Source organism: uncultured Bradyrhizobium sp. (genome assembly GCF_947648125.1).
Taxonomy (GTDB): domain Bacteria; phylum Pseudomonadota; class Alphaproteobacteria; order Rhizobiales; family Xanthobacteraceae; genus Bradyrhizobium.
The window spans coordinates 120,251-141,906 of record NZ_CANSMR010000004.1; the positions used below are offsets into that span (position 1 = coordinate 120,251).

A 21,656-nucleotide genomic window follows, 5' to 3' on the forward strand; every position below is an offset into this window, starting at 1 on the left:
TGACCCGGCAGGGGCTGTGCGGCCAATTTCCGGCCCGGCTTAGGGGAGAATAATACTCATGAATTCAAGGTTGATGGCTGCCGCGATCGTGGCCGCCAGTGTTTTGTCCGCGCCTGTCGCACAGGCCCAGCAGTTCATTAACGTGCTCACCGGCGGCACCTCGGGCGTCTACTATCCGCTCGGCGTCGCGATCGGGAAGATCTACGGCGACAAGATCCCTGATGTGAAGACCCAGGTGCAGGCGACCAAGGCCTCGGTCGAGAACCTGGTGCTGCTGCAGCAGGGCCGCGGCGAGATCGCCTTCACGCTCGGCGATTCGCTGAAGGCCGCCTGGGAAGGTGACGCCGAGGCCGGCTTCAAGAACAAGCTCGACAAGCTGCGCACCATCGGCGCGATCTATCCGAACTACATCCAGATCGTCGCCACCGCCGAAAGCGGCATCAAGACGCTCGCCGATCTCAAGGGCAAGAGCCTGTCGGTCGGTGCGCCGAAGTCCGGCACCGAGCTCAACTCGCGCGCGATCCTTGCGGCCGCCGGCATGAGCTACAAGGATCTCGGCAAGGTCGAGTATCTGCCGTTCGCCGAATCGGTCGACCTGATGAAGAACCGCCAGCTCAACGCCACGCTGCAGTCCGCCGGCCTCGGCGTCGCCTCGCTGAAGGACCTCTCGACCTCCAGCGAGATCACGGTGGTCGCCGTGCCGAAGGAGACCGTCGACAAGATCGGCCCGCCGTTCGTCTCCGTGATCATTCCGGCCAATACCTATACCGGTCAGGACAAGGATGTGCCGACCGCTGCGGTCGTGAACTACCTCGTCACCTCGAGCGCGGTGTCGGACGATCTCGCCTATCAGATGACCAAGCTGGTCTACGAATCGCTGCCGGAACTCGCCAATGCCCACGCCGCGGGCAAGGAGATCAAGCTTGCGACCGCCGCGACCGGCAGCCCGGTGCCGCTGCATCCCGGCGCGATCCGCTATTACAAAGAAAAGGGCCTCATCAAGTAGGGCCGGAACGTCCGCTCCTTGCGGTCATTGCGAGGAGCGAGGCGACGAAGCAATCCATTCCTCCGCTTGCGGCGTGATGGATTGCTTCGCTTCGCTCGCAATGACGGGAAGCGTTGTTCCTGACGCGGCTTTCGGCGGGCGGACTCAGTGGATATAAGCGTCGCGGGCACGGCGGGGGGACTAATCAAATGCAGCAGCAGGTGGCGGGCGAAGAGCCCATCAAGGTTGAATTCGACAATTTCGAGCATGGCTTTCCCGAAGGTTTTGGCCCGGGCGCCTGGGGGCATCTGGCCTATGCCATCGGTCTCGCCTTCGCGGTGTTCCAGCTCTATGTCGCGGCCTTCAATTATCTGCCGAGCCAGGTGGTGCGCGGCGTCCATGTCGGCTTCCTGATCCTGCTGACCTTCGGCCTGATCGGCAATTTCACCGCCAAGACCGATTTCGGCCGTGCGGTGAGCTGGATCGTCGGCGCCGCCGGCTTCCTCTGCGGGCTCTATCAGTGGATCTTCTATGCCGACCTGATCGCCCGCGACGGCGATCCGACCAACATGGACCTTGCGGTCGGTACGCTGCTCGCGATCCTGATCTTCGAGGGCACGCGGCGGCTGATGGGCGCGGCGCTGCCGCTGATGTGCGGCGCCTGTCTGCTCTACTGGTTCTTCGGACAATATCTGCCGTCGCCGTTCAACCATCGCGGCTATGATTTCGACCAGATCGTCACCCATCTCTCGTTCGGCACCGAAGGCTTCTACGGCGTGCCGATCTACGTCTCGGCGACCTACATCTTCCTGTTCATCCTGTTCGGCTCGTTCCTGGAACGCGCCGGGATGATCCAGCTGTTCACCGACGTCTCGCTCGGCCTGTTCGGCCGCACCCGCGGCGGCCCGGCCAAGGTCGCGGTGTTCGCCTCGGGCATGATGGGCACGATCTCCGGCTCCGGCGTCGCCAACGTCGTCACCGTCGGCCAGTTCACGATCCCGCTCATGATCAGGTTCGGCTATCGCCGCGCGTTCGCCGCCGGTGTCGAGGCCACCGCCTCGATGGGCGGCCAGATCATGCCGCCGGTGATGGGCGCGGTCGCCTTCATCATGGCCGAGACGCTTGGCGTTCCCTATTCGGAGATCGTCAAGGCCGCCGTAATTCCGGCGATCCTGTATTTCGCCTCGGCGTTCTGGATGGTGCATCTGGAAGCCGGCAAGCATGGCCTCGTCGGCATGAAGCGCTCGGAGATCCCGAGCGCCTGGAAGGCGCTGGTCACCCGCTGGTATCTCGTCTTGCCGCTCGCGGCGCTGGTCTACATGCTGTTCGAAGGCTTCACGCCGCTCTACGCCGGCAGCATGGGGCTCGCGCTGACGGTTGCGCTGATCCTCGGCGCCAGCATCACGCTCGGCTTCTCCAACACCGTCGTGCGCTACATCTTCTGGATCGGCCTTGCGCTTGTGGTCGCCGCGGTGTCGCGCCACGGGCTCGAGATCGTTCCGGTCGCCGGCGTCGTCGTTGGTCTGATGGTCATCGCTGCGATCACACGCGGTGGCCGCGCCACGCTCCGAGCCTGCCGTGACTCGCTCGCCGATAGCGCCAAGTCGGCGCTGACCGTCGGCATGGCCTGCGCCATCGTCGGCACCATCATCGGCATGATGACGCAGACCGGCGTCGGCACCATCTTCGGCAGCTGGATCATCGGGCTCGGCGCCAAGAGCCTGTTCCTCGCGCTGATCATGACCATGCTGCTGTCGATCCTGCTCGGCACCGGCATCCCGACGATCCCGACCTACATCATCACCGCGGCGCTCGCCGCGCCTGCGCTCGCCAAGCTCGGCGTGCCGCTGATCGCAAGCCACATGTTTGCGTTCTACTACGGCATCATGGCCGATCTCTCGCCGCCGGTCGCGCTCGCGGCATTGGCGGCGGCGCCGATCGCCAAGGAGAATCCGGACAAGATCGGCTGGGAAGCGATGCGGATCGCGCTTGCCGGCTACGTCATTCCCTTCATCTTCGTCTATTCGCCGGCGTTGATGCTGCAAGGCAATGATCCGATGGTCGCCCAACTCGGCTTCTACGGCGCGGTGTCGCTGGCGACCTTCAAGGCGCTGGTGGCGATCGCCCTGTTCGGCATCGTCGCGATCGGCTTCCTGTTCACGCGACTGACCCTGATCGAAATCGCGGTCGCCTTCGGCGCCGCGCTCTGCCTGCTCGGTGACTTCCAGTTCTCGGATACGGCGGGCTTCACGCTCGCTGCCGCGGTCGTGCTGTGGCAGTGGCGGCAGCGTCCGCGCAACGCGGTGGCGGCGGCTTGAGCCTATGCCTCGCATCCGCCGGTGTCGTGAAGGCGCTGTCGATCGCGGCCTTCACACTCGCCTGGACGCATTCGATCGAGAAGATCGCCTGGCAGGAAGACTGGCTGGTCACGCCGGCCGGGCTGACGCTGCAGCAGGCGCGCATCAAGGGCACCGGCGCCGGCATGGAGCCGCCGCCGGAGGCGCACCTCATTGGCGGCTGGTTTCAATGGTCGCCGCCGCCCACGCCAAGGCCCGAGGTCGTGCTCGGCAATTCCGGCGCGGCGGGCGAATGGCACCTGTGCCATGCGGGACGCTGCCAGACGCTATCGGAGATTTTCGGGCATCCGATCGGTGCTAATGTCACGACGATGAGTGTGTGTAAAAGTCCGTAGCCCGGATGGAGCGCCAGCGTAATCCGGGGCCAGTGTTCCCGGATTGCGCTTCGCTTCATCCGGGCTACGGGTTACGTCAGACTGCAAGAACAACAAGGGAGAACAGGTGATGGATCGGCTCAAGGGCAAGGTTGCGATGGTGGTCGGCGCGGGCTCGATCGGGCCCGGCTCGGGCAATGGCAAGGCGACCGCCGTGACCTTCGCGCGCGAGGGCGCCAGCGTGTTCTGCGTCGATCGCAACGGCGCGGCGGCCGAGGAGACGGTCAAGATCATCACCGGCGAGGGCGGCAAGGCCGCCGCATTCACCGCTGATGTCTCGCGCGCCAGCGAGGTCGAGGCGATGGTTGCGGCCTGCCTGAAGACCTATGGCCGTATCGACGTGCTCGACAACAATGTCGGCATCGCCGAGGTCGGCAGCGTGGTGGAAGTCGCGGAAGCCGAGTGGGACCGCGTCTTCGCGGTCAACCTCAAGAGCGCCTATCTGTCGATGAAGCACGTCATTCCGGTCATGATCAAGCAGGGCGGCGGCTCGATCATCAACATCTCCTCGATCGCCTCGATCCGCCATGTCGGCATTTCCTATGTCAGCTACAATGCGAGCAAGGCCGCGATGAACCAGATGACGCGCTCGTCCGCGGTCGAGTTCGCCTCCAAGCATGTGCGCGTCAACGCGATCCTGCCGGGATTGATGAAGACGCCGATGGTCGAACATTCCGCGGGTCTGGCGCAGAGCTACGCCAAGGGCGATGTGGAGGCGATGTGGCGCGCCCGCGACGCGCAGGTGCCGATGGGGCACATGGGCGACGCCTGGGACGTTGCCAATGCCGCGCTGTTCCTGGCATCGGACGAATCGAAATATGTCACCGGCATCGAGCTGGTGGTCGACGGCGGCATCACCTCGAAGTCGGGTGCCTGAGGAGCTAGGGTATCACGCCTCGACGCTGAGCTCGGCGCGGTCGAGCTCTTCCTCGACCAGATGGAATGCGTCGTCGCCGATGGTCTCGGTGCGACGCAGATTGAGCAGCGCCTGACGCGCAGCCGCGATGGCGCGGCGGCGGATCGGATCCGACGGCAGCTCGCGTGAGGTCAGGCCGCCGTCCGGGTCGTTCTCGGCGCGCAGCAGCACGGCGCGGTATTCGAGCCGGAGGATCTCGGCCTCTTCCGACGGGTCCGCGTCGATCTCCTCGAGCGCGGCGCGAAAGACCACGCCGCGGGCATGGGCCGCCTCGCGTCCGACCGGATCGTCGTCATCGAAATTGAGCGCCAGGATCAGCGGCCGCAAGGTCAGGCCCTGGATCACGAGCGAGCCCAGCACCACGGCAAAACGCCGTCAGCAGGATCAGGTCTCGGTACGGAAACCATTCAGGCAGTGCAAACGCGGCGGCGAGCGTCACGATACCGCGCATGCCGCACCACGACACGATGAAGCCGCGCTTCAAGGTCGGCACGGCCTCCACCACATGGGCGGGCAGCCAATGGCGCGCCTTCAGCAGGCGCAGCAGGGCGCCGTAGGGCATCACCCAGAGGATGCGGGCGAGGATCACGACGGCGAGGATCGCGGCGGCAAAGCTGCAATATTTCCACCGCACCTCGTCGTCGAGCTCCGACCAGATCGGGCGCAATTGCAGGCCGATCAGCATGAAGGCGAGCACGTTGAGCACGAACACGACGGTCTCCCACACCGCATAGGACGACACGCGCAGCCGTGCCGAGGTGCGGGCCGGCGCGGTGCGGGCGATGGTGATGGCATAGGCGATGATGGTGAGGATGCCGGACAGGCCGAGATGCTCGGCGACGATCCACACCATGAAGGTGCCGCCGAATTGCGTGATGATCGCGCTCGGCGCCTCGGTGATGCGGCGCGTGATCATCATCCAGACCCGCGCGAACAGGTAGCCGGCGGCGAGGCTGCCGACCAGCGCGACCGTGATCGACGGCACGAATTCGCGGATCTTCATGTGCTCGGCGGCGACGAGGCCGACCGCGACGCGATAGATCAACAGCGAAGTGGCATCGTTGAGCAGGCTTTCGCCTTCGAGGATTTTCTGGATCCGGTAGGGCAGGTTGACCTGGCGCAGGATCGCGGTGGCCGCGGCCGCGTCCGGCGGCGCCACGATGGCGCCGAGCGCGATTGCGACCGGCCAGGGCATGTCCGGGCGCAGCCAGTGCGCGACCACGGCGACCGCCGCGGTCGTGACGCCAACCGCGACCACGACCAGCGTCGAGACCGGCAGCCAGTTGTTGCGGAGATCGCGCAGCGAGGTGTCGTAGGCGGCATCGAGCAGCACTGGTGCGACGAACAACGCCAGCGCCAGTTTCGGTTCCAGGGCCCAGGTCGGCGCCCATGGCAGCAGGGTCAGCAGCACGCCGCCGAGCGCAAGAAAGGTTGGGTAGGGCACCTTGATCCGCCGCGCCAGCGCCGACAGCGCCACCGCTGCGAGCAACAGGCCGATGATCCATTCGAATGTCAGCAAGGCGGACCCCCAGATACGGCTCCAAGTACGGCTCCAGGTGCAGCCGATCGTCGCAATTGACGTATAATCCAGCGTGTGGTTTTGCGGCAAATGGCGCGCTGCCGGACATCAGAGGCCGGTGGTTCGGGCGCGGGAGAGGGATGTCTTGTCGGCAATCGGGATGCGACGCGGCTCTGCAAATCGGGCCCTGAATCTGGCCCTGACGCTGCTGTGCGTTTGCCTGTCAGGCACGCTGACATCAGGCGTTGCGCGCGCGACGAGCAGCGAGCCCGGCAAGGATGTGCAGGCCGATGCCGGGCCCTGCATGGCCGCTGCCGCGGCGGCGGACGACGACAAGACCATCGAGGCCTGCGGCGCGCTCATCGACAATGAGAAGGCGACCAGGCCGGATCGAATCAAGGCGCTCCTGGCACGCGCGGCCGCCTTTGACCGCAAGCAGATGATCGACCGCGCGATCGCAGATTACGACACCGTGCTTAGGCTCGATCCGTCGCTTGCCGACGCCCACAATGCGCGCGGCGAGTTGTGGCGCCGCAAGGGCGACCGGCCGAAGGCGATCATGGATTTCGGCGCCGCCGTCAAGCTCAACCCCGATCACGCCGCCGCCAAGGCCAACTACAAATCGTTGTCGCTGGAGCTGGAGCGGATCGGCGCCATGATGGCGGTCGCCGGCAAGCCGAGCTTCGATTGCCGCAAGGCGCGCCGGCCGGTGGAGAAGGCGATCTGCGCCAATCCCGCGCTCGCCGATCTCGATCGCGAGCTCGGCGCATCGACCTTTCGCGTTGTGCGCGAGGCAAAAGATCCGCACCAGGCGCGCGAGCTGCAGCGCGATCAGGACCAGTTCATCGTCCGCCGCAATGCCGAATTCGGCAAGCCGGGCTATGACCTGCAAAAGGCGATGCGCGAGCGGCTGCAGCGGATCAACGGGGTTGACGGGTACTAGAGCCCCGTCCCGAAAACGTTTTCGTTTCACCCGGCCGAAGGTCGCGGTCATTTCGGCTTGAAACGGCGCCGCTTCCCGTGACAATGGTCGGCAAATGACGCGCGACCGCGCGAGGGAGAAACGCGATGAACATCCAGCAGAGCCGGTATCATGAGGTGTATGCCCGCTCGCTTCGAGACCCCGAGGGTTTTTGGGCGGAAGCGGCGCGCGAGATCGACTGGATCGAGCCGGCCAAGAAGATCTACGATCCCTCCATGGGCACCTACGGACGCTGGTTCGCAGGTGCCGCGGTCAACACCTGCTACAACGCGCTGGATCGCCATGTCGCCGGCGGCCGCGCCCGCCAGGTCGCGCTGATCCACGATTCGCCGCTTACCAACACGATCACCAAATTCACCTATTCAGAGCTTCTGAAAGAGGTGCAGACGCTGGCCGCGGTGATGCAGGATTTCGGCGTGGCCAAGGGCGACCGCGTCATCCTCTATATGCCGATGGTGCCGGAGGCCGTCGTCGCGATGCTCGCCTGCGCGCGGATCGGCGCGGTGCACAGCGTGGTGTTCGGCGGCTTCGCGGCCAAGGAGCTCGCGACCCGCATCGACGACGCCAAGCCGAAGCTGATTTTCTCGGCGAGCTGCGGCATCGAGCCCGGGCGCATCGTGCAATACAAGCCGCTGCTCGACGAAGCGATCCGCCTCGCCGGCGCCAAGCCGGAGACCTGCATCATCCTGCAACGGCCGCAGCAGGCCTGCGAGCTCACCGCGGGCCGCGATCATGACTGGGCGACGCTGCGCCGCGCCGCATTCGATGCCGGCAAGGCCGCGCCCTGCGTACCGGTCGCCGCGACCGATCCGCTGTACATCCTCTACACGTCGGGCACGACCGGAATCCCGAAGGGCGTGGTGCGCGACAATGGCGGGCATCTGGTGGCGTTGAAATGGTCGATGCACAATCTCTACGGCGTGAAGCCCGGCGAGATCTGGTGGTGCGGCTCCGACATCGGCTGGGTGGTCGGCCACTCCTACATCGTCTATGGCCCGCTGATCCACGGCGCGACCACCATCATGTATGAGGGCAAGCCGGTCGGCACGCCGGATGCCGGCGCGTTCTGGCGCGTGATCTCAGAGCACAAGGCGGTCGCCTTCTTCACCGCGCCGACCGCATTCCGTGCGATCAAGAAGGAAGACCCCGAAGGCAAGCTGCTGAGGAGCTACGATCTCTCGCGCTTCCGCACGCTGTTTCTCGCCGGTGAGCGCGCCGATCCGCCGACGGTGGAATGGGCGGAGCAGCAGCTCAAGGTGCCGGTCATCGATCACTGGTGGCAGACCGAGACCGGCTGGTGCATCGCCGGCAATCCGGTGGGGCTCGGCCAGTTGCCGGTCAAGCACGGCTCGCCGACGGTGCCGATGCCGGGCTATCAGGTCGACATCGTCGACGAGGCCGCGAAGCCAGTCCCTGCGGGCACCATGGGCTCGATCGTGATCAAGCTGCCGATGCCGCCGGCCTGCCTGCCGACGCTGTGGCAGCAGGACGATCGCTTCAAGGACGCCTACCTCACGGAATTCCCCGGCTACTACAAGACCTCGGACGCCGGCTACAAGGATGAGGACGGCTATGTCTGGGTGATGGGCCGCACCGACGACATCATCAATGTCGCCGGTCACCGGCTCTCCACCGGCGGCATGGAGGAGATCCTCGCCTCGCATCCCGATGTCGCCGAATGCGCCGTGCTCGGCGTCAAGGATGCGATCAAGGGCGAGGTGCCCTGCGGCTTCCTGGTGCTCAAGGCCGGCGTCACCAAGGCGCCGGATCAGGTCGAGAAGGAAGTCGTGGCGCTGGTGCGCGAGAAGCTCGGGCCGGTCGCCGCGTTCAAGCTCGCGATCACGGTGGCGCGGTTGCCGAAGACCCGTTCCGGCAAGATCCTGCGCGGCACCATCAAGAAGATCGCCGACGGCGAGCCCTGGACCATGCCGGCGACGATCGAGGACCCCAAGGTGCTCGACGAAATCGGCGAGGCACTGAAGGGCAAGGCGTAGTTTGCTCGTTGCGCTGTCGGCGCGCTGCCGAGAGAGCGTGTTGCTCGGCACCCTCTCCCACAAGGGGAGAGGGAGCCTTACCAGCGTGCTCACCTGACGTGAGCTAGCCACCTGATGGAAGGGTTCCCTGTCCCCTTGTGGGAGTTCGAGGCGAGCGAAGCTCGCTCTCGAGGTTAGGGAGAGGGGTGGCCCCGGGCGAGATCCATCAATGAGCGCGCCATCGTGCAATCGGGCCCTGCGCACCCTCGAAACCCATTGGAAGCAAAATGGCCTTGATTTTGATGGATTGCCGGGTCATCCCGGCCTTCCCTGTCACATGCCACGAGATACGGACCACCGGATGCGATCCATTTCCGCACGCGCGCCCCTTGCATTGCTGCTCGCACTGCCGCTGCTGGCAGGCTGCCTCGAGCGCGGCCGATCGCCGATCGCGGAGAGCATGGGCGACGACGATCAATACTGCCAGGGCAATGGCAAGGTCGCGGTCGGCTCGCCGGAATATGTCGCCTGCCGCAAGGATCGCGACGTCCAGCGCCAGAACGCCGAAGCCCGCACCGATCGGCGGCAGCGCGATCTCGGCGAATACATGATGAACAATCCGGACCGCCACTAGGGCCCCGGTCCGATGAATCGGAACGGGGCCCTGGATTCTTGCTTTGACGCGTTTTCTTCACGCGAACCGGTATCCACTTCGCTCGAAAACGCTCGAGGCGCCATGGTGACGGCCCGCCCGGTGAGGTATGCGTGGATTGCCGCCGGGCCCAATTCCGGCAAGGCATCGGCGCGCCGCATACGACAATGAGCGGCCCTTTTGGATGAGACCAGGTCCTGTGCTTGTGGAAGGCGAGCTCGCGTTGCAACGTGACAGGATCGGTGAGCTCGACGGGCTGCGCGCGATCGCGCTGCTGATCGTCGTCATCTGGCACTATTTCGGCGCGCCGGACGGTCCGCAGTGCTGGCCGTGGAAACTGCTGCATGTCGGCCGCTTCGGCGTCGACCTGTTCTTCATTCTGTCCGGTTATCTCATCACGGATATTCTTCTGCGCCACCGTGCGGCCGAACGATATTACTCGGCCTTCTACGGCAGGCGTGCGTTTCGCATCTGGCCGCTCTACTACCTGATGTGCGCTTGCGCGGCGATCGGCTGGTATTTTTCGTTAAGCCCTGATCTGTTCGACACCAGGGGTGTGCCCGGCTGGCTGTATCTGTTCGGCTTGCAGAATTTCGGCATGGCCAAGGCGCAGACCGATGGCGCTTACTTTCTGGCCGTGACCTGGTCGCTCGCGATCGAGGAGCAGTTTTATCTGCTGTTTCCGTTGCTGGTCCGGAACATCCCGTCCGAGCGGCTGTTTGCGATCCTGCTCGTGCCGATCCTGATCTGCCCGGTCGGGCGCCTGATCGATAGCGCGCTGCCGGACGCCTACGGCTGGTACGTGCTGCCGCAATTCAGGATCGATTCGCTTGCGATCGGGGCGCTGATCGCCTGGTGGCGCCTCTATCGCAAGCCGGACGCCGAGGTCTCCGGACGCGTCGCCACCATCCTCAAATGGTCGAGCATTTCGCTTCCCCTGCTGTGGCTGCTCGGATGGAAGCGCTGGTCGGTGGCGTTCTCGCACACGCAGGTCGAGATCTTCTTCGGTTCTCTGCTGTTCGTCGTTCTGGAAAACCGCGGCTCGCCAAAACTCGCGCTGCTGCGCAGTTCGGTCGCGAACTTCTTCGCCAGGACGTCCTACGCGGCGTATCTCACCCACCACGTCATCCTATACCTGCTGTTCGCCGTGCTGCATCAACCGAGGACGGTCGGGAGCCTTGCCGGCATCTCGCTGACCTTCGGCGCGTTCGCGCTGACGTTCGCCCTGTGTGCCCTGAGCTATCGATATTTCGAACGTCCGCTGCTCGACTTCGCCCACCGGCGCTTCTCGTTCGGGTAGGCGAAAGCCGGCCACCGGCGCGCCGCTCGCGGGATTAAGCTCCGCGTGCCCCAAACAAAAAACGCGGCGGGTTGCCCTGCCGCGTTTCGTATTCCGGTCTTCGCGAAAACTAGCCGGCGCTTTATTCTTCGTCGTCGGCCTTCTTGCCGCCGATCGTCTTCAGCTTGGCGAACACGGCATCGACATTGAGATCGTCGTGCCGCTCGATCGGCTGATCGTCCAGCTCGTCCTTGCGCGTGGTCTCGGAGGCCGGCAGCAGCGTGGCGCCGCCATAGACGGTCGTGGTCGGCTTCTCCTTGGCGGCGCGCTGCACCTCGAAATCGAGCTCGATCTGCGAGCACAGGCCGAGCGTCACCGGGTCCATCGGGGTCAGGGTCGAGGCGTTCCAGTGGGTGCGGTCGCGCACGCTCGCGATCGTGGTCTTGGTGGTGCCGACCAGACGCATGATCTGGGCGTCCTTCAGCTCGGGGTGGTTGCGCACCAGCCAGAGGATCGCGCTCGGCCGCTCGTGGCGGCGCGACACCGGGGTATAGCGCGGGCCTTTCTTCTTGGCGGCGGTCGGCAGCACCACCTTGCTCTCCTGGAGCCTGAGGCGGTAGTTCTGGTCCCGCTCGCCGCGCTCGATCTCCTCGCGGGTCAGCTGGCCGTTCGAAATCGGGTCCATGCCCTTGATGCCCTGGGCGGCGTCGCCGTCAGCGATGGCGCGCACCTCCAGGGGGTGCATTTTGGTGAAATCGGCCACCTGATCGAACGTCAAGGCGGTATTATCGACCAACCACACGGCAGTCGCCTTCGGCATCAGCGGTGCGTTGCTCATGGCAAATCTCCTTTGTGCTTCGCCCACCTCTGTAGAGGCGAAGCTGGTAGTCATCGGCGATGACGGGAATTATAGGGCCTATATAAGCCCTCCGGGGGGAATGGCGCAATGGGCCAGCAAAATCGCCTTGACAGCGCCCGAAAGCAGTCCCAAGTCCTTATCCTAACTGGCCGTTCCCTGCCCGCCGGCGAGGGGTGATTCGGTCCCGAGATTGCCCCGAGACAGCCTGATGTCAGCGAAAAAACCCGATCTTAGAATCGTGCTTTGTTCCCCCCGCGGCTTTTGCGCCGGGGTGGTCCGCGCCATCGATACGGTCGAGCGCGCGCTCACCATTTATGGTGCCCCGGTCTATGTCCGGCACGAAATCGTCCATAACAAGTATGTGGTCGACAGCCTGAAGACCAAAGGCGCCATTTTCGTCGAGGAATTGGCCGAAATCCCCGACGATACCAATGCGCCGGTGGTATTTTCGGCCCATGGCGTTCCCAAGTCGGTTCCGGCCGAGGCCAAATCCCGCAATTTCTTCTCGCTGGACGCGACCTGCCCGCTGGTGACCAAGGTCCATCGCGAGGCGGCGATCCATTTCAAGCGCGGCCGCGAGATCCTGCTGATCGGGCACTCCCATCACCCCGAGGTGGTCGGCACCCTGGGCCAGCTGCCAGAGGGCGCCGTGACCCTAATCGAGACCGCAGAGGATGCCAAAACCTTCGTGCCGAAGGATCCCGACAATCTCGCCTTCGTGACCCAGACCACGCTGTCGATCGACGACACCGCGGAGATCGTGGCGCTGCTCAAGCAGCGCTTCCCGAACGTCAACGGTCCGCACAAGGAAGACATCTGCTACGCCACCACCAATCGCCAGCTCGCGGTCAAGAAGGTGGCGCCGGTGGTCGATGCCCTGATCGTGGTCGGTGCGCCGAACTCGTCGAACTCGCAGCGCCTGCGCGAGGTCGCCGAGCGCGAGGGCTGCCCCATTGCGATTCTTGCCCAACGTGCCAGCGACATCGACTGGAGCAGGTTTGAAGGCATCAAGAGCCTCGGCATCACCGCGGGCGCCTCGGCGCCGGAAGTGATCGTCGAGGAGATCATGGGCGCCTTCGCCGAGCGCTTCGAGCTTCACGTAGAGACGGTCTCGGCTGCGGAAGAGAACGAGTTCTTCCCGCTGCCGCGTTCGCTGCGGCCCGACGCTGCCGCGGCGGAATAGACCATATGGCGGTTTACACCGACGTTGCCGCCGAAGACCTCGCGGAATTCCTCAAGAGCTACGACATCGGCGAATTGCTCTCCTACAAGGGCATCGCCGAGGGCGTCGAGAATTCGAACTTCCTGCTGCACACCAGCCAGGGCGCGTACATCCTCACGCTCTACGAGAAGCGCGTGGCGGAGGACGATCTGCCGTATTTCCTGTCGCTGATGGCGCATCTCGCCGAGCGCGGGGTGTCGTGTCCGCAACCGGCGCGCAACCGCAAGGGTGAGGTCTACAGCCGGCTTGCCGGCCGGCCCGCGGCGATCATCAACTTCCTCGAAGGCATGTGGCCGCGGCGGCCGAACGTGGCGCATTGCTCCGGCGTCGGCGAGGCGTTGGCCAAGATGCATCTGGCCGGCCGCGACTTTCCGCTGGTCCGTAACAATTCGCTGTCGGTCTCCGGCTGGCGGCCGCTGTTCGATCTCGCCGCCGCGCGGGCCGACAGCGTGCAGCCGGGCTTGCACGACTTCATCGCGCGCGAGCTCGATCATCTCGAAGCCGCGTGGCCGGCCGATCTTCCGGTCGGCGTGATCCATGCCGACCTGTTTCCCGACAACGTCTTCTTCCTCGGCGACAAGGTCTCGGGCCTGATCGACTTTCCGTTCGCCTGCAACGACATCCTGGCCTACGACGTCGCGATCTGCCTCAACGCCTGGTGCTTCGAGCCGGATCATTCCTTCAACGTCACCAAGGCGCGCGCGCTGCTCAATGCCTATGGCCGCGAGCGGCAATTGTCGGCGGCGGAACAGGCCGCGCTGCCGCTGCTCGCGCGCGGCGCCGCGCTCCGTTTCCTGCTGACGCGCCTGGTCGATTTCCTCAACGTGCCCGAGGGGGCGCTGGTGCAGCCGAAGGATCCGCTGGAATACGTCCGCAAGCTGCGCTTCCACCAGAACGTCGCGAGCCTGAACGACTACGGCATCACGCCGGCAGGATGCGTGGCGTGAGCGACAAGCCGCATGTGATTGTCTTTACCGATGGTGCCTGCTCCGGAAACCCCGGACCGGGCGGCTGGGGCGCGATCCTCAGGTTCGGCGACGTCGAGAAGGAATTGAAGGGCGGCGAGGCGCACACCACCAACAACCGCATGGAGCTGATGGCGGCGATCTCGGCGCTGGAAGCCCTGAAGAAGCCCTGCGTCGTCGACCTCACCACCGACAGCCAGTACGTCCGCCAGGGCATTACCGGATGGATCCACGGCTGGAAGCGCAACGGCTGGCGCACCGCCGACAAGAAGCCGGTCAAGAATGTCGAGCTGTGGCAGCGCCTCGACGCTGCGCTGAAGCCGCACGAGGTGCGCTGGCACTGGATCAAGGGCCATGCCGGCCACGCCGAGAACGAACGCGCCGACGAGCTGGCGCGCGAGGGCGTGGCGATGGCGAGGTTGAAGGGGTAGGGCGCGCTGCGCGCCGCATATCGGCTGCGTAGGATGGGTAGAGCGAAGCGAAACCCATCATCTCGAAGCACGGCACGAAGGTGATGGGTTTCGCTGCGCTCTACCCATCCTACGTATCCGCGATCCCCTACTATCGCATGCCCACAACTGTCATCGCCCGCGAAGGCGGGCGATCCAGTATTCCAGAGACAGTGGTGATTGAACCGAGAGGCCCCGGCGTACTGGATCGCCCGGTCCCGTCTTCGCCAAGGCTCCGACGAGGCCATGCATCCTTGGCGCGCCGAAGCTTTAGCGAAGGCGGCGAGCCGGGCAATGACAGTGTGCGTGGGCCGTCAGCTCAGAGTTGCCCGAGCAGCGTGTCGCCGCCGGAGACCTCGACCTTGCCCGGAGCCGGCTCCTTGTTGAGCTTCTTCACCACGCCGTCCTCGACCAGCATCGAGTAGCGGTGGGAGCGGATGCCGAGGCCGTTGCCGGAGGCGTCGAGCTCCATGCCGATCGCCTTGGCGAAGTCGGCATTGCCGTCGGCCAGGAAGACGGCTTCGTCGCGCTGGTCGGTATCGCGCTTCCACGCGTTCATCACGAAGGCGTCGTTGACCGAGACGATCGCGATGGTGTCGACGCCCTTGTTCTTCATGGCATAGGCGTTGAGGAAGATGCTCGGCAGATGCATCTTGTGGCAGGTGCCAGTATAGGCGCCGGGCACCGCGAACAGGGCGACCTTCTTGCCCTTGAAAATATCGTCGGTGGTTTTGACCTGCGGACCCTCGGCGGTCATCACGCGAAACTTGGCTTCCGGCAGCTTGTCGCCAACATTGATCGTCATCGTTGTTCTCCCTCAGTGAAGCGGAATTGTCTTAAACCCGGCGGTCGGACGGCACAATACGACCTGCTGCAGGAACGGCAATGCCGAAGGTGAGAGCGTTTTCGAGCGAAGTGGGTACCGGTTCGCGTGAAGAAAATGCGTCAAAACAAGAATCCGGAGCCCCGTTCCGATGCAATCGGAACGGCAAAGGCTCCACTCACCGTTCCGTCATCAGCCGGAAAACCCGCCGGCGTCGAGAAAGGCCTGTTCGTCGGCGGTCGTTTCCCGGCCGAGCACCCGGTTACGGTGCGGGAAGCGGCCGAACCGGCGGATGATGTCGGCGTGGTCCTCGGCATATTTCAGGTTGTCGGGATGGCAGTCGTATTGCTGGAACAGCGTCACGCAGCGCTGCTGGTCGTCGAGGTTCTCCGAATGCTCGAAAGGCAGATAGAGGAATTCGCGCAGCACCGGGTCGGTCCGCGCATCGACGCCGTGGTCGATGGCGTGCCTTGCCACGTCACGCGCCAGCGCATCACTTGAAAACGTCCTGGCGTCGCCTCGAAACAGGTTTCGCGGAAACTGGTCGAGCACGATGGTCAGCGCCAGCGCGCCCTCGTCGCTCGCCTCCCATGACGACAATTCGCCGGCAGCCGCCTTCTGCCAGGTGGCAAGGAAGCGGCTGCGGATTTCGGCATCGAAGGCGCCGTCGTGCGTGTACCAGCGGTCGCGGCCGGCTTCTCGCCAGAACGCGATGACATCGGCAGGCGTCGCGAGGCGCACGTCAGTCGTATCCAACGTCAGCCTCACTCACGCTCTAGGCCGCGGCCTTCTTCTCGTCGCGCAACTCGCGGCGCAGGATCTTGCCGACATTGGTCTTCGGCAAATCGGTCCTGAACTCGATCTGCTTCGGCACCTTGTAGGCGGTGAGCTGGGTGGCGCTGAACTTGATGATGTCCTCGGCCGTGATGTTCGGGTCCTTCTTGACCACGAAGGCCTTCACCGCCTCGCCGGACTTCGCATCGGGCACGCCGATCACGGCGCATTCGAGCACGCCCGGATGGCTCGCGATCACTTCCTCGATCTCGTTCGGATAGACGTTGAAGCCCGAGACCAGGATCATGTCCTTCTTGCGGTCGACGATCTTGGTATAGCCCTTCTCGTCCATCACGCCGATGTCGCCGGTGCGGAAATAGCCGTCCGCCGTCATCACCTTGGCGGTCTCGTCAGGCCTGTTCCAGTACCCCGACATCACCTGCGGGCCCTTGGCGCAGATTTCGCCGGCTTCGCCGAGCGGCAGTTCATTGCCGTCGTCGTCACGGATCGAGAGCCAGGTCGAGGGGACCGGAAGGCCGATCGTCCCGGAGAACTCCGTGATCGTCGCGGGATTGCACGTCAGGGTCGGCGAGGTCTCCGACAGACCGTAGCCTTCCGACAACGAGATTCCCGTGACTTTCAGCCATTTTTCAGCGACCGGCTTCTGCGTCGCCATGCCGCCGCCATTGGCGATCTTCAGTTTGGAGAAGTCGAGCTTGTCGAAGCCGGGCGTGTTCAGCAGGCCATTGTAGAGGGTGTTGACCGCCGGGAAGAAGCTGACCTGGTACTTCGACAGTTCCTTGACGAAGCCTGCCATATCGCGCGGATTCGGAATCAGCAGATTGGTGCCGCCGGCCCGCATGCCCAGCAGATAGCACGCGGTCAGCGCAAAGACGTGATAGAGCGGCAGCGCACAAACAATGACCATCTGCTCGACGATCGGCGGTTTCGCCAGCGCCGGCTGCAGCCAGGCGTCGTTCTGCAGCACGTTGGCCAGGATGTTGCGATGGAGCAGGGTGGCGCCCTTGGAGACGCCTGTGGTGCCGCCGGTATATTGCAGGAAGGCGACGTCATCGAGCGTCAGCGCGGGCTTGTTCATCTTCATGCCGCGGCCGGCCGACAGCGCCTCGTTGAACGAGACCGCGCCGGGGATCGACCAGGCCGGGACCATCTTCTTCACCCGGCGCACCACCAGGTTGACGATCACGCCCTTGAAGCCGAGCAGGTCGCCCATGCTGCCGACGATCACGTTCTTCACCGCGGTGTTCGCCAGCACCTTCTGCACGGTGGTGGCGAAGTTCTCCAGCACGATGATCGCTTCCGCGCCGGAATCCTTGAGCTGATGCTCGAGCTCGCGCGGGGTGTAGAGCGGGTTGACGTTGACCACGGCATAGCCGGCACGTAGCACGGCGGCAGTCGCGACCGGATATTGCAGCACGTTCGGCATCATCAGCGCGACCCGTGCACCCTTCTGCAGGCCCTTGCTCTGCAGGTAGGCGCCGAGCGCGGTCGACATCTCGTCGAGCTCGCGATAGGTGATCGCCTTGTCCATGCAGATGAACGCCTTGCGATCGGCGAACTTCTTGAAGCTCTCTTCCAGCAATTCGACCAGCGACGAATATTGCGTGACGTCGATATCGGCGGGCACGCCGGCTGGATAATGCTTGAGCCAGATGCGCTCCATAATGGTCATTCCCTCTCTCAAAATCTGGCAGATGTCCCGGATTGTTTCCGGGTTTTCCGGCCCCTGACCGTGTCGTGGCCGGGTTATTTTGGCCGCCTTATTTCGGGCAGTATTGAGCGATGCCGCGGCCAATGGCAAGCCGCTGCGCGCTATCGACGCATTGGAGAATAGAACGAGCGGCCGCTCGGCTAGCCGGCCGGCTTGGCGTCGGCCTTCGGCTTCTCAGCTTTGGGTTTCTCAGCCTTGGGCTTTGCAGCAGGCTTTGCCGTCGCCGCCGGCTTGCCGGCAGGCTTTGCAGCGGCCGGCTTGTCCGCGGCGGGCTTCGCAGTTGCGGCATCCGGCTTGGCGTTGGCGTGACGCACCGGCTTGGCGACCGGCTTGTTGTCCGACTTGGAAGCGCTCTTGGCGTCCCCCTTCGCGTCGTCTGCCGCATCGGACTTCTTGCCGGCGACACGGGTGTGCTTTCCCTTGGCGCGCTTGGCCGGCTGCAGCTTCTCGGTATCCGCCTCGACCGCGGCGATCAACGCAGCGCCGGTCTTGGTCGGCCCCGTATAAACCACAACCGGTTCGGACGCCGCCGCCGGCTGCGCCAGCAGGTCGGCCGGTTTTGTCGGCATCGCGGCCTGCAGGCCTGAGGCGAAGAAGCTCACGCCGCTGTCGCCGTTGGTGCCCGCGCCGGCGCTGGCGACGGTGTCTTCTCCGTCCTCGTCGCTGGCGGGCCGCTTGTGCTTGGCGCCGCACATCTCCTCGCGCAGGTTCGGCGGGGTGGTATCGATCGGCACCAGATTGTCGACGGTGCCGAGCGAGGGCCGCAGCCACGCCAGCCCGTTATTGGCAAAGCCGCGATCCAAGAGCTGCGCGGCGCGGATCGCGCGCATGCGGCCCGAGGAGGCGCCGAGCACCACGGCGATCAGCCGCTTGCCGTCGCGCGTCGCCGACGCCACGAGATTGTAGCCGGAGGCGCAGATGAAGCCGGTCTTGAAGCCGTCGGCGCCGGGATAGCGGCCGATCAGCTTGTTGAAGTTCTGGGTGATGCGGCGGCCGAAGCGAATCGACGGAATGTGGACGAAATACTCGTATTCCGGCAGGTCACGGATGATGGCGCGGGCGAGGATCGCCAGGTCGCGCGCCGAGGTGATCTGGCCGTCGGCGGGCAGGCCGTTCGGGTTGACGTAGCTCGTTTGCGTCATGCCGAGCTTTTGCGCGGTCTGGTTCATTTCGCCGGCAAAGCCGTCGATCGAGCCGCCGATGCCCTCGGCCAGCACCACGGCCATGTCGTTGGCCGACTTCACCAGCATCATCTTCAGCGCGTTGTCGACGGTGACCTGGGTGCCGGGCCGAAGCCCCATCTTCGAGGGCGACTGCGATGAGGCGGTGGGCGACACCGTGAGCAGCGTGTCGAGCGACACCCGGCCATCCTTGACCGCCTTCAGCGTCACATAGGCGGTCATCAGCTTGCTGAGCGAGGCCGGATACCACGGCATCGTCGCGTTGTCGGCCTGCAGCACCTTCCCGGTATCAGCCTCGACGACGAGCAGCGCCTCGGCTTGCGCGACCTGCGGCGTTGCGATGGCGAGCATCGCGACGGCCAGAATCCATTTCAACGACGGGCGCAGCGGGCGAGGAAAATACACGACGGTTCCGGTCCTTTGAGACCCGCCTTCGAGAAGGAGGTCTTGCGATGTGACGTACGGGTTTCAAGCGTGTCCGGCGCCGCATTGCGGCGATGCAAACCTATACCGGCTTGCCAGCTGAGAACAGAGGCCGGGCAATTATATCGTGGACGAAATCGGCTGAATTTCGGCAGCCGCCTCAATTGGAAAGGGGAGAATTATGGTGCCTCGATGCCGGCGCGCGCCTGGTCCTGGACCATGAACTGGGCCCGCGCGAGCTCGGCAAAACGCCCGCCTTTCGCGACCAGTTCATCGAAAGTTCCGCTTTCGATCACCCGCCCCTGGTCGAACAGCAGGATGCGGGTGGCGTAGCGGATGGTCGAGAGACGGTGCGCGATCACGAAGGTGGTGCGGCCCTTCATCACTTCGTCGAGAGCAGCATTGACCTTGGCCTCGGTGACGGCGTCGAGCGCGCTGGTCGCCTCGTCGAGGATCAGGATCGGCGGATCCTTGAGCAGCGCACGCGCAATCGACAGCCGCTGCCGCTCGCCGCCGGACAGCATGCGGCCGCGCTCGCCGGCATGAGTGTCGAATTTCTTTTCGCTGCGCTCGATGAAATCCAGCGCCTGCGCGCGCGCCGCGGCGGTACGCAGCTCCTCGTCGGTCGCATCGGGCTTGCCGACGCGCAGATTGTCGGCGAGCGAGCGGTTGAACAGCAGCGCCTCCTGGAACACCACGCCGATGTTCCGCCGCAGCGCCGTCAGCTTCAGCGCACGTATGTCCATACCGTCGATCTTGATGATGCCGGATTGCGGATCGAATGCCCGATGCAGCAGCGCGATTGCAGTGGACTTGCCGGCGCCGGTCGAGCCGACCAGCGCGATGGTCTGGCCGGGCAACGCGGTGAAGGTGAGGTCCTCGATCGCCGGCCGTTTGCCGTCATAGGAGAACGAGACGTCGTTGAACTCGACCAGCCCCGACAGCCGGCCGGGATCGACCGCGCCGGGCCGGTCGCGCACCGCCGGCACCGCATCGAGCACGTCGAAGAATTCCTGCAGGCGCGGCGCTTCCATGAACACGTTGTTGATGAAGCTCACCACCTGCTCGAGCTTCTGGATCAGCATGGTGGCGAACGAGACGAACATCACGATCTCGCCGACCGTGGTGAGGCCCTCATTGTGGAGCGCGATGCCGACCGTGAAGATCGCGAGCACCGTGATCGTGGTCGAGGCGCGCGTGATCACGGTGACCAGCGCCCACCATGACAGCACCGGCATCTGCACCGCGAGCAGCTTGTCGGCGACGTAGCGCAGGCCCTGCACCTCGGAATCGATCCGCACGAAGCTCTGCACCAGCGCGACATTGCCGAGCGCGTCGGAGGCGCGCGCCGACAGGTCGCTGTAATAGGCCTCGACCTCGCTCTGCATGCCGTAGGTCTTGCGCACCACCAGCGTGGTCAGCACGGTGAACACGACGCAGAGCGCGAACAGCAGGATCGCCAGCCGCCAGTTGATGTAGAGCGCAAGCGGCAACAGCACGATCAGCGACATGATCGCGGCGAAGTGTTCGCGGAAGAAGCCGAGCCAGAGCCGCCACAGCGCATCGGTGCCGTTCAGCATCACCTTCATCAGCCGCCCGGAATGGGTGCCGGAGTGGAAGGTCAGCGGCAGCTGCAGGATGTGCTCGAAATAATCGGTCAGCACGGCCTGGCGCTGGCGATGCGCCAGCCGGTCGGCCTGCAGCGCGACGATCGCACTGCAGCCGATCGTGAACAGGCCGAACGCCGCCCAGGCCGCGAGCAGCGGCCATGCCGAGGAGGTCGCGAACAACCCGGTGACCGGCCGCCCCGACAGCACGTCGACGATCTTGCCGAACAGCACGGGCTCAGCGAATTGCGCGCCGGCGAGCAGCATGTTGGCGGCGGCGAGGATCCAGCCGAGCCGCGCCTCCTTGCCAAGCAGTTCTAGGACGCGGGTGTAGAGGCGAAGCATGGACATGCCGGCGGGACTCGTCAGCGGTGGGCGCCCGGTCAGGCGGGATGCAATTTAATCAGGGTTCGCCAGCGAGGGCCAGCGGTGACAGCGCGTCATGCTCAGGGTGACGGTGATTGTGGCGAGCAGCTCCCTACGTCGTCGTCCTGGCGGAAGCCAGGACCCATAGCCACCGAATTTGATTGAGAGCGGGATAGCGGCCCCAGCGTCGCGCAACAACAAACGGCTGGGGTAATGGG

At 64.8% G+C, this 21,656-nt stretch carries 17 protein-coding genes and 1 pseudogene; 11 read left to right on the top strand and 7 right to left on the bottom strand.

Annotation, left to right across the window (positions count from 1 at the left end):
* Window positions 1-58 precede the first annotated feature (58 nt).
* From Q0030_RS10020 to Q0030_RS10035, 4 genes are all read left to right on the top strand, one after another.
* Complete coding sequence (locus tag Q0030_RS10020) at window positions 59-1,006, top strand: TAXI family TRAP transporter solute-binding subunit (protein WP_298366031.1); 948 nt, start codon at window positions 59-61, stop codon at window positions 1,004-1,006.
* 188 nt (window positions 1,007-1,194) lie between these two features.
* A complete protein-coding gene (locus tag Q0030_RS10025; RefSeq protein WP_298366033.1) occupies window positions 1,195-3,303 on the top strand; it encodes a TRAP transporter permease in 2,109 nt (702 codons plus the stop codon).
* Window positions 3,300-3,677 (top strand): DUF1850 domain-containing protein, encoded by a 378-nt coding sequence (locus tag Q0030_RS10030; RefSeq protein ID WP_298366036.1) that lies wholly within the window; start codon window positions 3,300-3,302, stop codon window positions 3,675-3,677. Before Q0030_RS10025 ends, Q0030_RS10030 begins: the two co-directional genes overlap by 4 nt.
* 109 nt (window positions 3,678-3,786) lie before the next feature.
* Window positions 3,787-4,593 carry a glucose 1-dehydrogenase gene (locus tag Q0030_RS10035; protein ID WP_298366038.1) on the top strand — a complete coding sequence of 269 codons (807 nt, stop codon included), beginning with the start codon at window positions 3,787-3,789 and terminating at the stop codon, window positions 4,591-4,593.
* Window positions 4,594-4,605: 12 nt separating this feature from the next.
* Here the strand turns inward: Q0030_RS10035 and Q0030_RS10040 are convergent.
* Window positions 4,606-6,151, bottom strand: a pseudogene (locus Q0030_RS10040) (sodium:proton antiporter).
* Window positions 6,152-6,311: 160 nt separating this feature from the next.
* Between Q0030_RS10040 and Q0030_RS10045 the strand changes: the two are divergent.
* The 4 genes from Q0030_RS10045 to Q0030_RS10060 all read left to right on the top strand — a co-directional run bounded on the left by Q0030_RS10045 (window position 6,312) and on the right by Q0030_RS10060 (window position 11,058).
* Window positions 6,312-7,094 carry a hypothetical protein gene (locus Q0030_RS10045; protein ID WP_298366600.1) on the top strand — a complete coding sequence of 261 codons (783 nt, stop codon included), beginning with the start codon at window positions 6,312-6,314 and terminating at the stop codon, window positions 7,092-7,094.
* Window positions 7,095-7,219: 125 nt separating this feature from the next.
* On the top strand, window positions 7,220-9,127 hold the full coding sequence (locus Q0030_RS10050) for a propionyl-CoA synthetase (protein ID WP_298366039.1): 1,908 nt from the start codon (window positions 7,220-7,222) through the stop codon (window positions 9,125-9,127).
* 340 nt (window positions 9,128-9,467) lie between these two features.
* On the top strand, window positions 9,468-9,740 hold the full coding sequence (locus Q0030_RS10055) for a hypothetical protein (RefSeq protein ID WP_229168563.1): 273 nt from the start codon (window positions 9,468-9,470) through the stop codon (window positions 9,738-9,740).
* Between the two features lie 202 nt (window positions 9,741-9,942).
* The gene (locus Q0030_RS10060; protein WP_298366047.1) at window positions 9,943-11,058 is read left to right on the top strand and encodes an acyltransferase; all 1,116 of its coding nucleotides are present in this window, start codon (window positions 9,943-9,945) and stop codon (window positions 11,056-11,058) included.
* A gap of 121 nt (window positions 11,059-11,179) precedes the next feature.
* On the opposite strand, the gene Q0030_RS10065 is transcribed toward Q0030_RS10060, so the two are convergent.
* Window positions 11,180-11,875 (bottom strand): cell cycle transcriptional regulator TrcR, encoded by a 696-nt coding sequence (locus tag Q0030_RS10065; protein ID WP_050405544.1) that lies wholly within the window; start codon window positions 11,873-11,875, stop codon window positions 11,180-11,182.
* 229 nt (window positions 11,876-12,104) lie between these two features.
* Between Q0030_RS10065 and ispH the strand changes: the two genes are divergently transcribed.
* From ispH to rnhA, 3 genes are read left to right on the top strand one after another with little or no spacing between them, the layout of a single operon-like run.
* Complete coding sequence (gene ispH / locus Q0030_RS10070; protein WP_298366052.1) at window positions 12,105-13,079, top strand: 4-hydroxy-3-methylbut-2-enyl diphosphate reductase; 975 nt, start codon at window positions 12,105-12,107, stop codon at window positions 13,077-13,079.
* 5 nt (window positions 13,080-13,084) lie between these two features.
* Window positions 13,085-14,065, top strand: coding sequence for a homoserine kinase (locus tag Q0030_RS10075; RefSeq protein ID WP_298366054.1), 981 nt, complete (start codon window positions 13,085-13,087; stop codon window positions 14,063-14,065).
* Window positions 14,053-14,514 (top strand): ribonuclease HI, encoded by a 462-nt coding sequence (rnhA, locus tag Q0030_RS10080; RefSeq protein ID WP_171947839.1) that lies wholly within the window; start codon window positions 14,053-14,055, stop codon window positions 14,512-14,514. The genes Q0030_RS10075 and rnhA overlap by 13 nt, the downstream gene beginning before the upstream one ends.
* A gap of 337 nt (window positions 14,515-14,851) precedes the next feature.
* Here the strand turns inward: rnhA and Q0030_RS10085 are convergent, their stop codons facing one another.
* The 5 genes from Q0030_RS10085 to Q0030_RS10105 form a co-directional block, all read right to left on the bottom strand.
* Window positions 14,852-15,337, bottom strand: coding sequence for a peroxiredoxin (locus Q0030_RS10085; protein ID WP_050419364.1), 486 nt, complete (start codon window positions 15,335-15,337; stop codon window positions 14,852-14,854).
* A gap of 210 nt (window positions 15,338-15,547) precedes the next feature.
* Window positions 15,548-16,111, bottom strand: a complete 564-nt coding sequence (locus tag Q0030_RS10090) for a DUF924 family protein (protein WP_298366062.1) — start codon at window positions 16,109-16,111, stop codon at window positions 15,548-15,550.
* Window positions 16,112-16,130: 19 nt separating this feature from the next.
* On the bottom strand, window positions 16,131-17,813 hold the full coding sequence (locus tag Q0030_RS10095; protein WP_298366602.1) for a long-chain fatty acid--CoA ligase: 1,683 nt from the start codon (window positions 17,811-17,813) through the stop codon (window positions 16,131-16,133).
* A gap of 188 nt (window positions 17,814-18,001) precedes the next feature.
* Window positions 18,002-19,447 carry a D-alanyl-D-alanine carboxypeptidase family protein gene (locus tag Q0030_RS10100; RefSeq protein ID WP_298366064.1) on the bottom strand — a complete coding sequence of 482 codons (1,446 nt, stop codon included), beginning with the start codon at window positions 19,445-19,447 and terminating at the stop codon, window positions 18,002-18,004.
* Between the two features lie 197 nt (window positions 19,448-19,644).
* Window positions 19,645-21,423 carry a glucan ABC transporter ATP-binding protein/ permease gene (locus tag Q0030_RS10105; protein ID WP_298366066.1) on the bottom strand — a complete coding sequence of 593 codons (1,779 nt, stop codon included), beginning with the start codon at window positions 21,421-21,423 and terminating at the stop codon, window positions 19,645-19,647.
* Window positions 21,424-21,656: the final 233 nt, after the last annotated feature.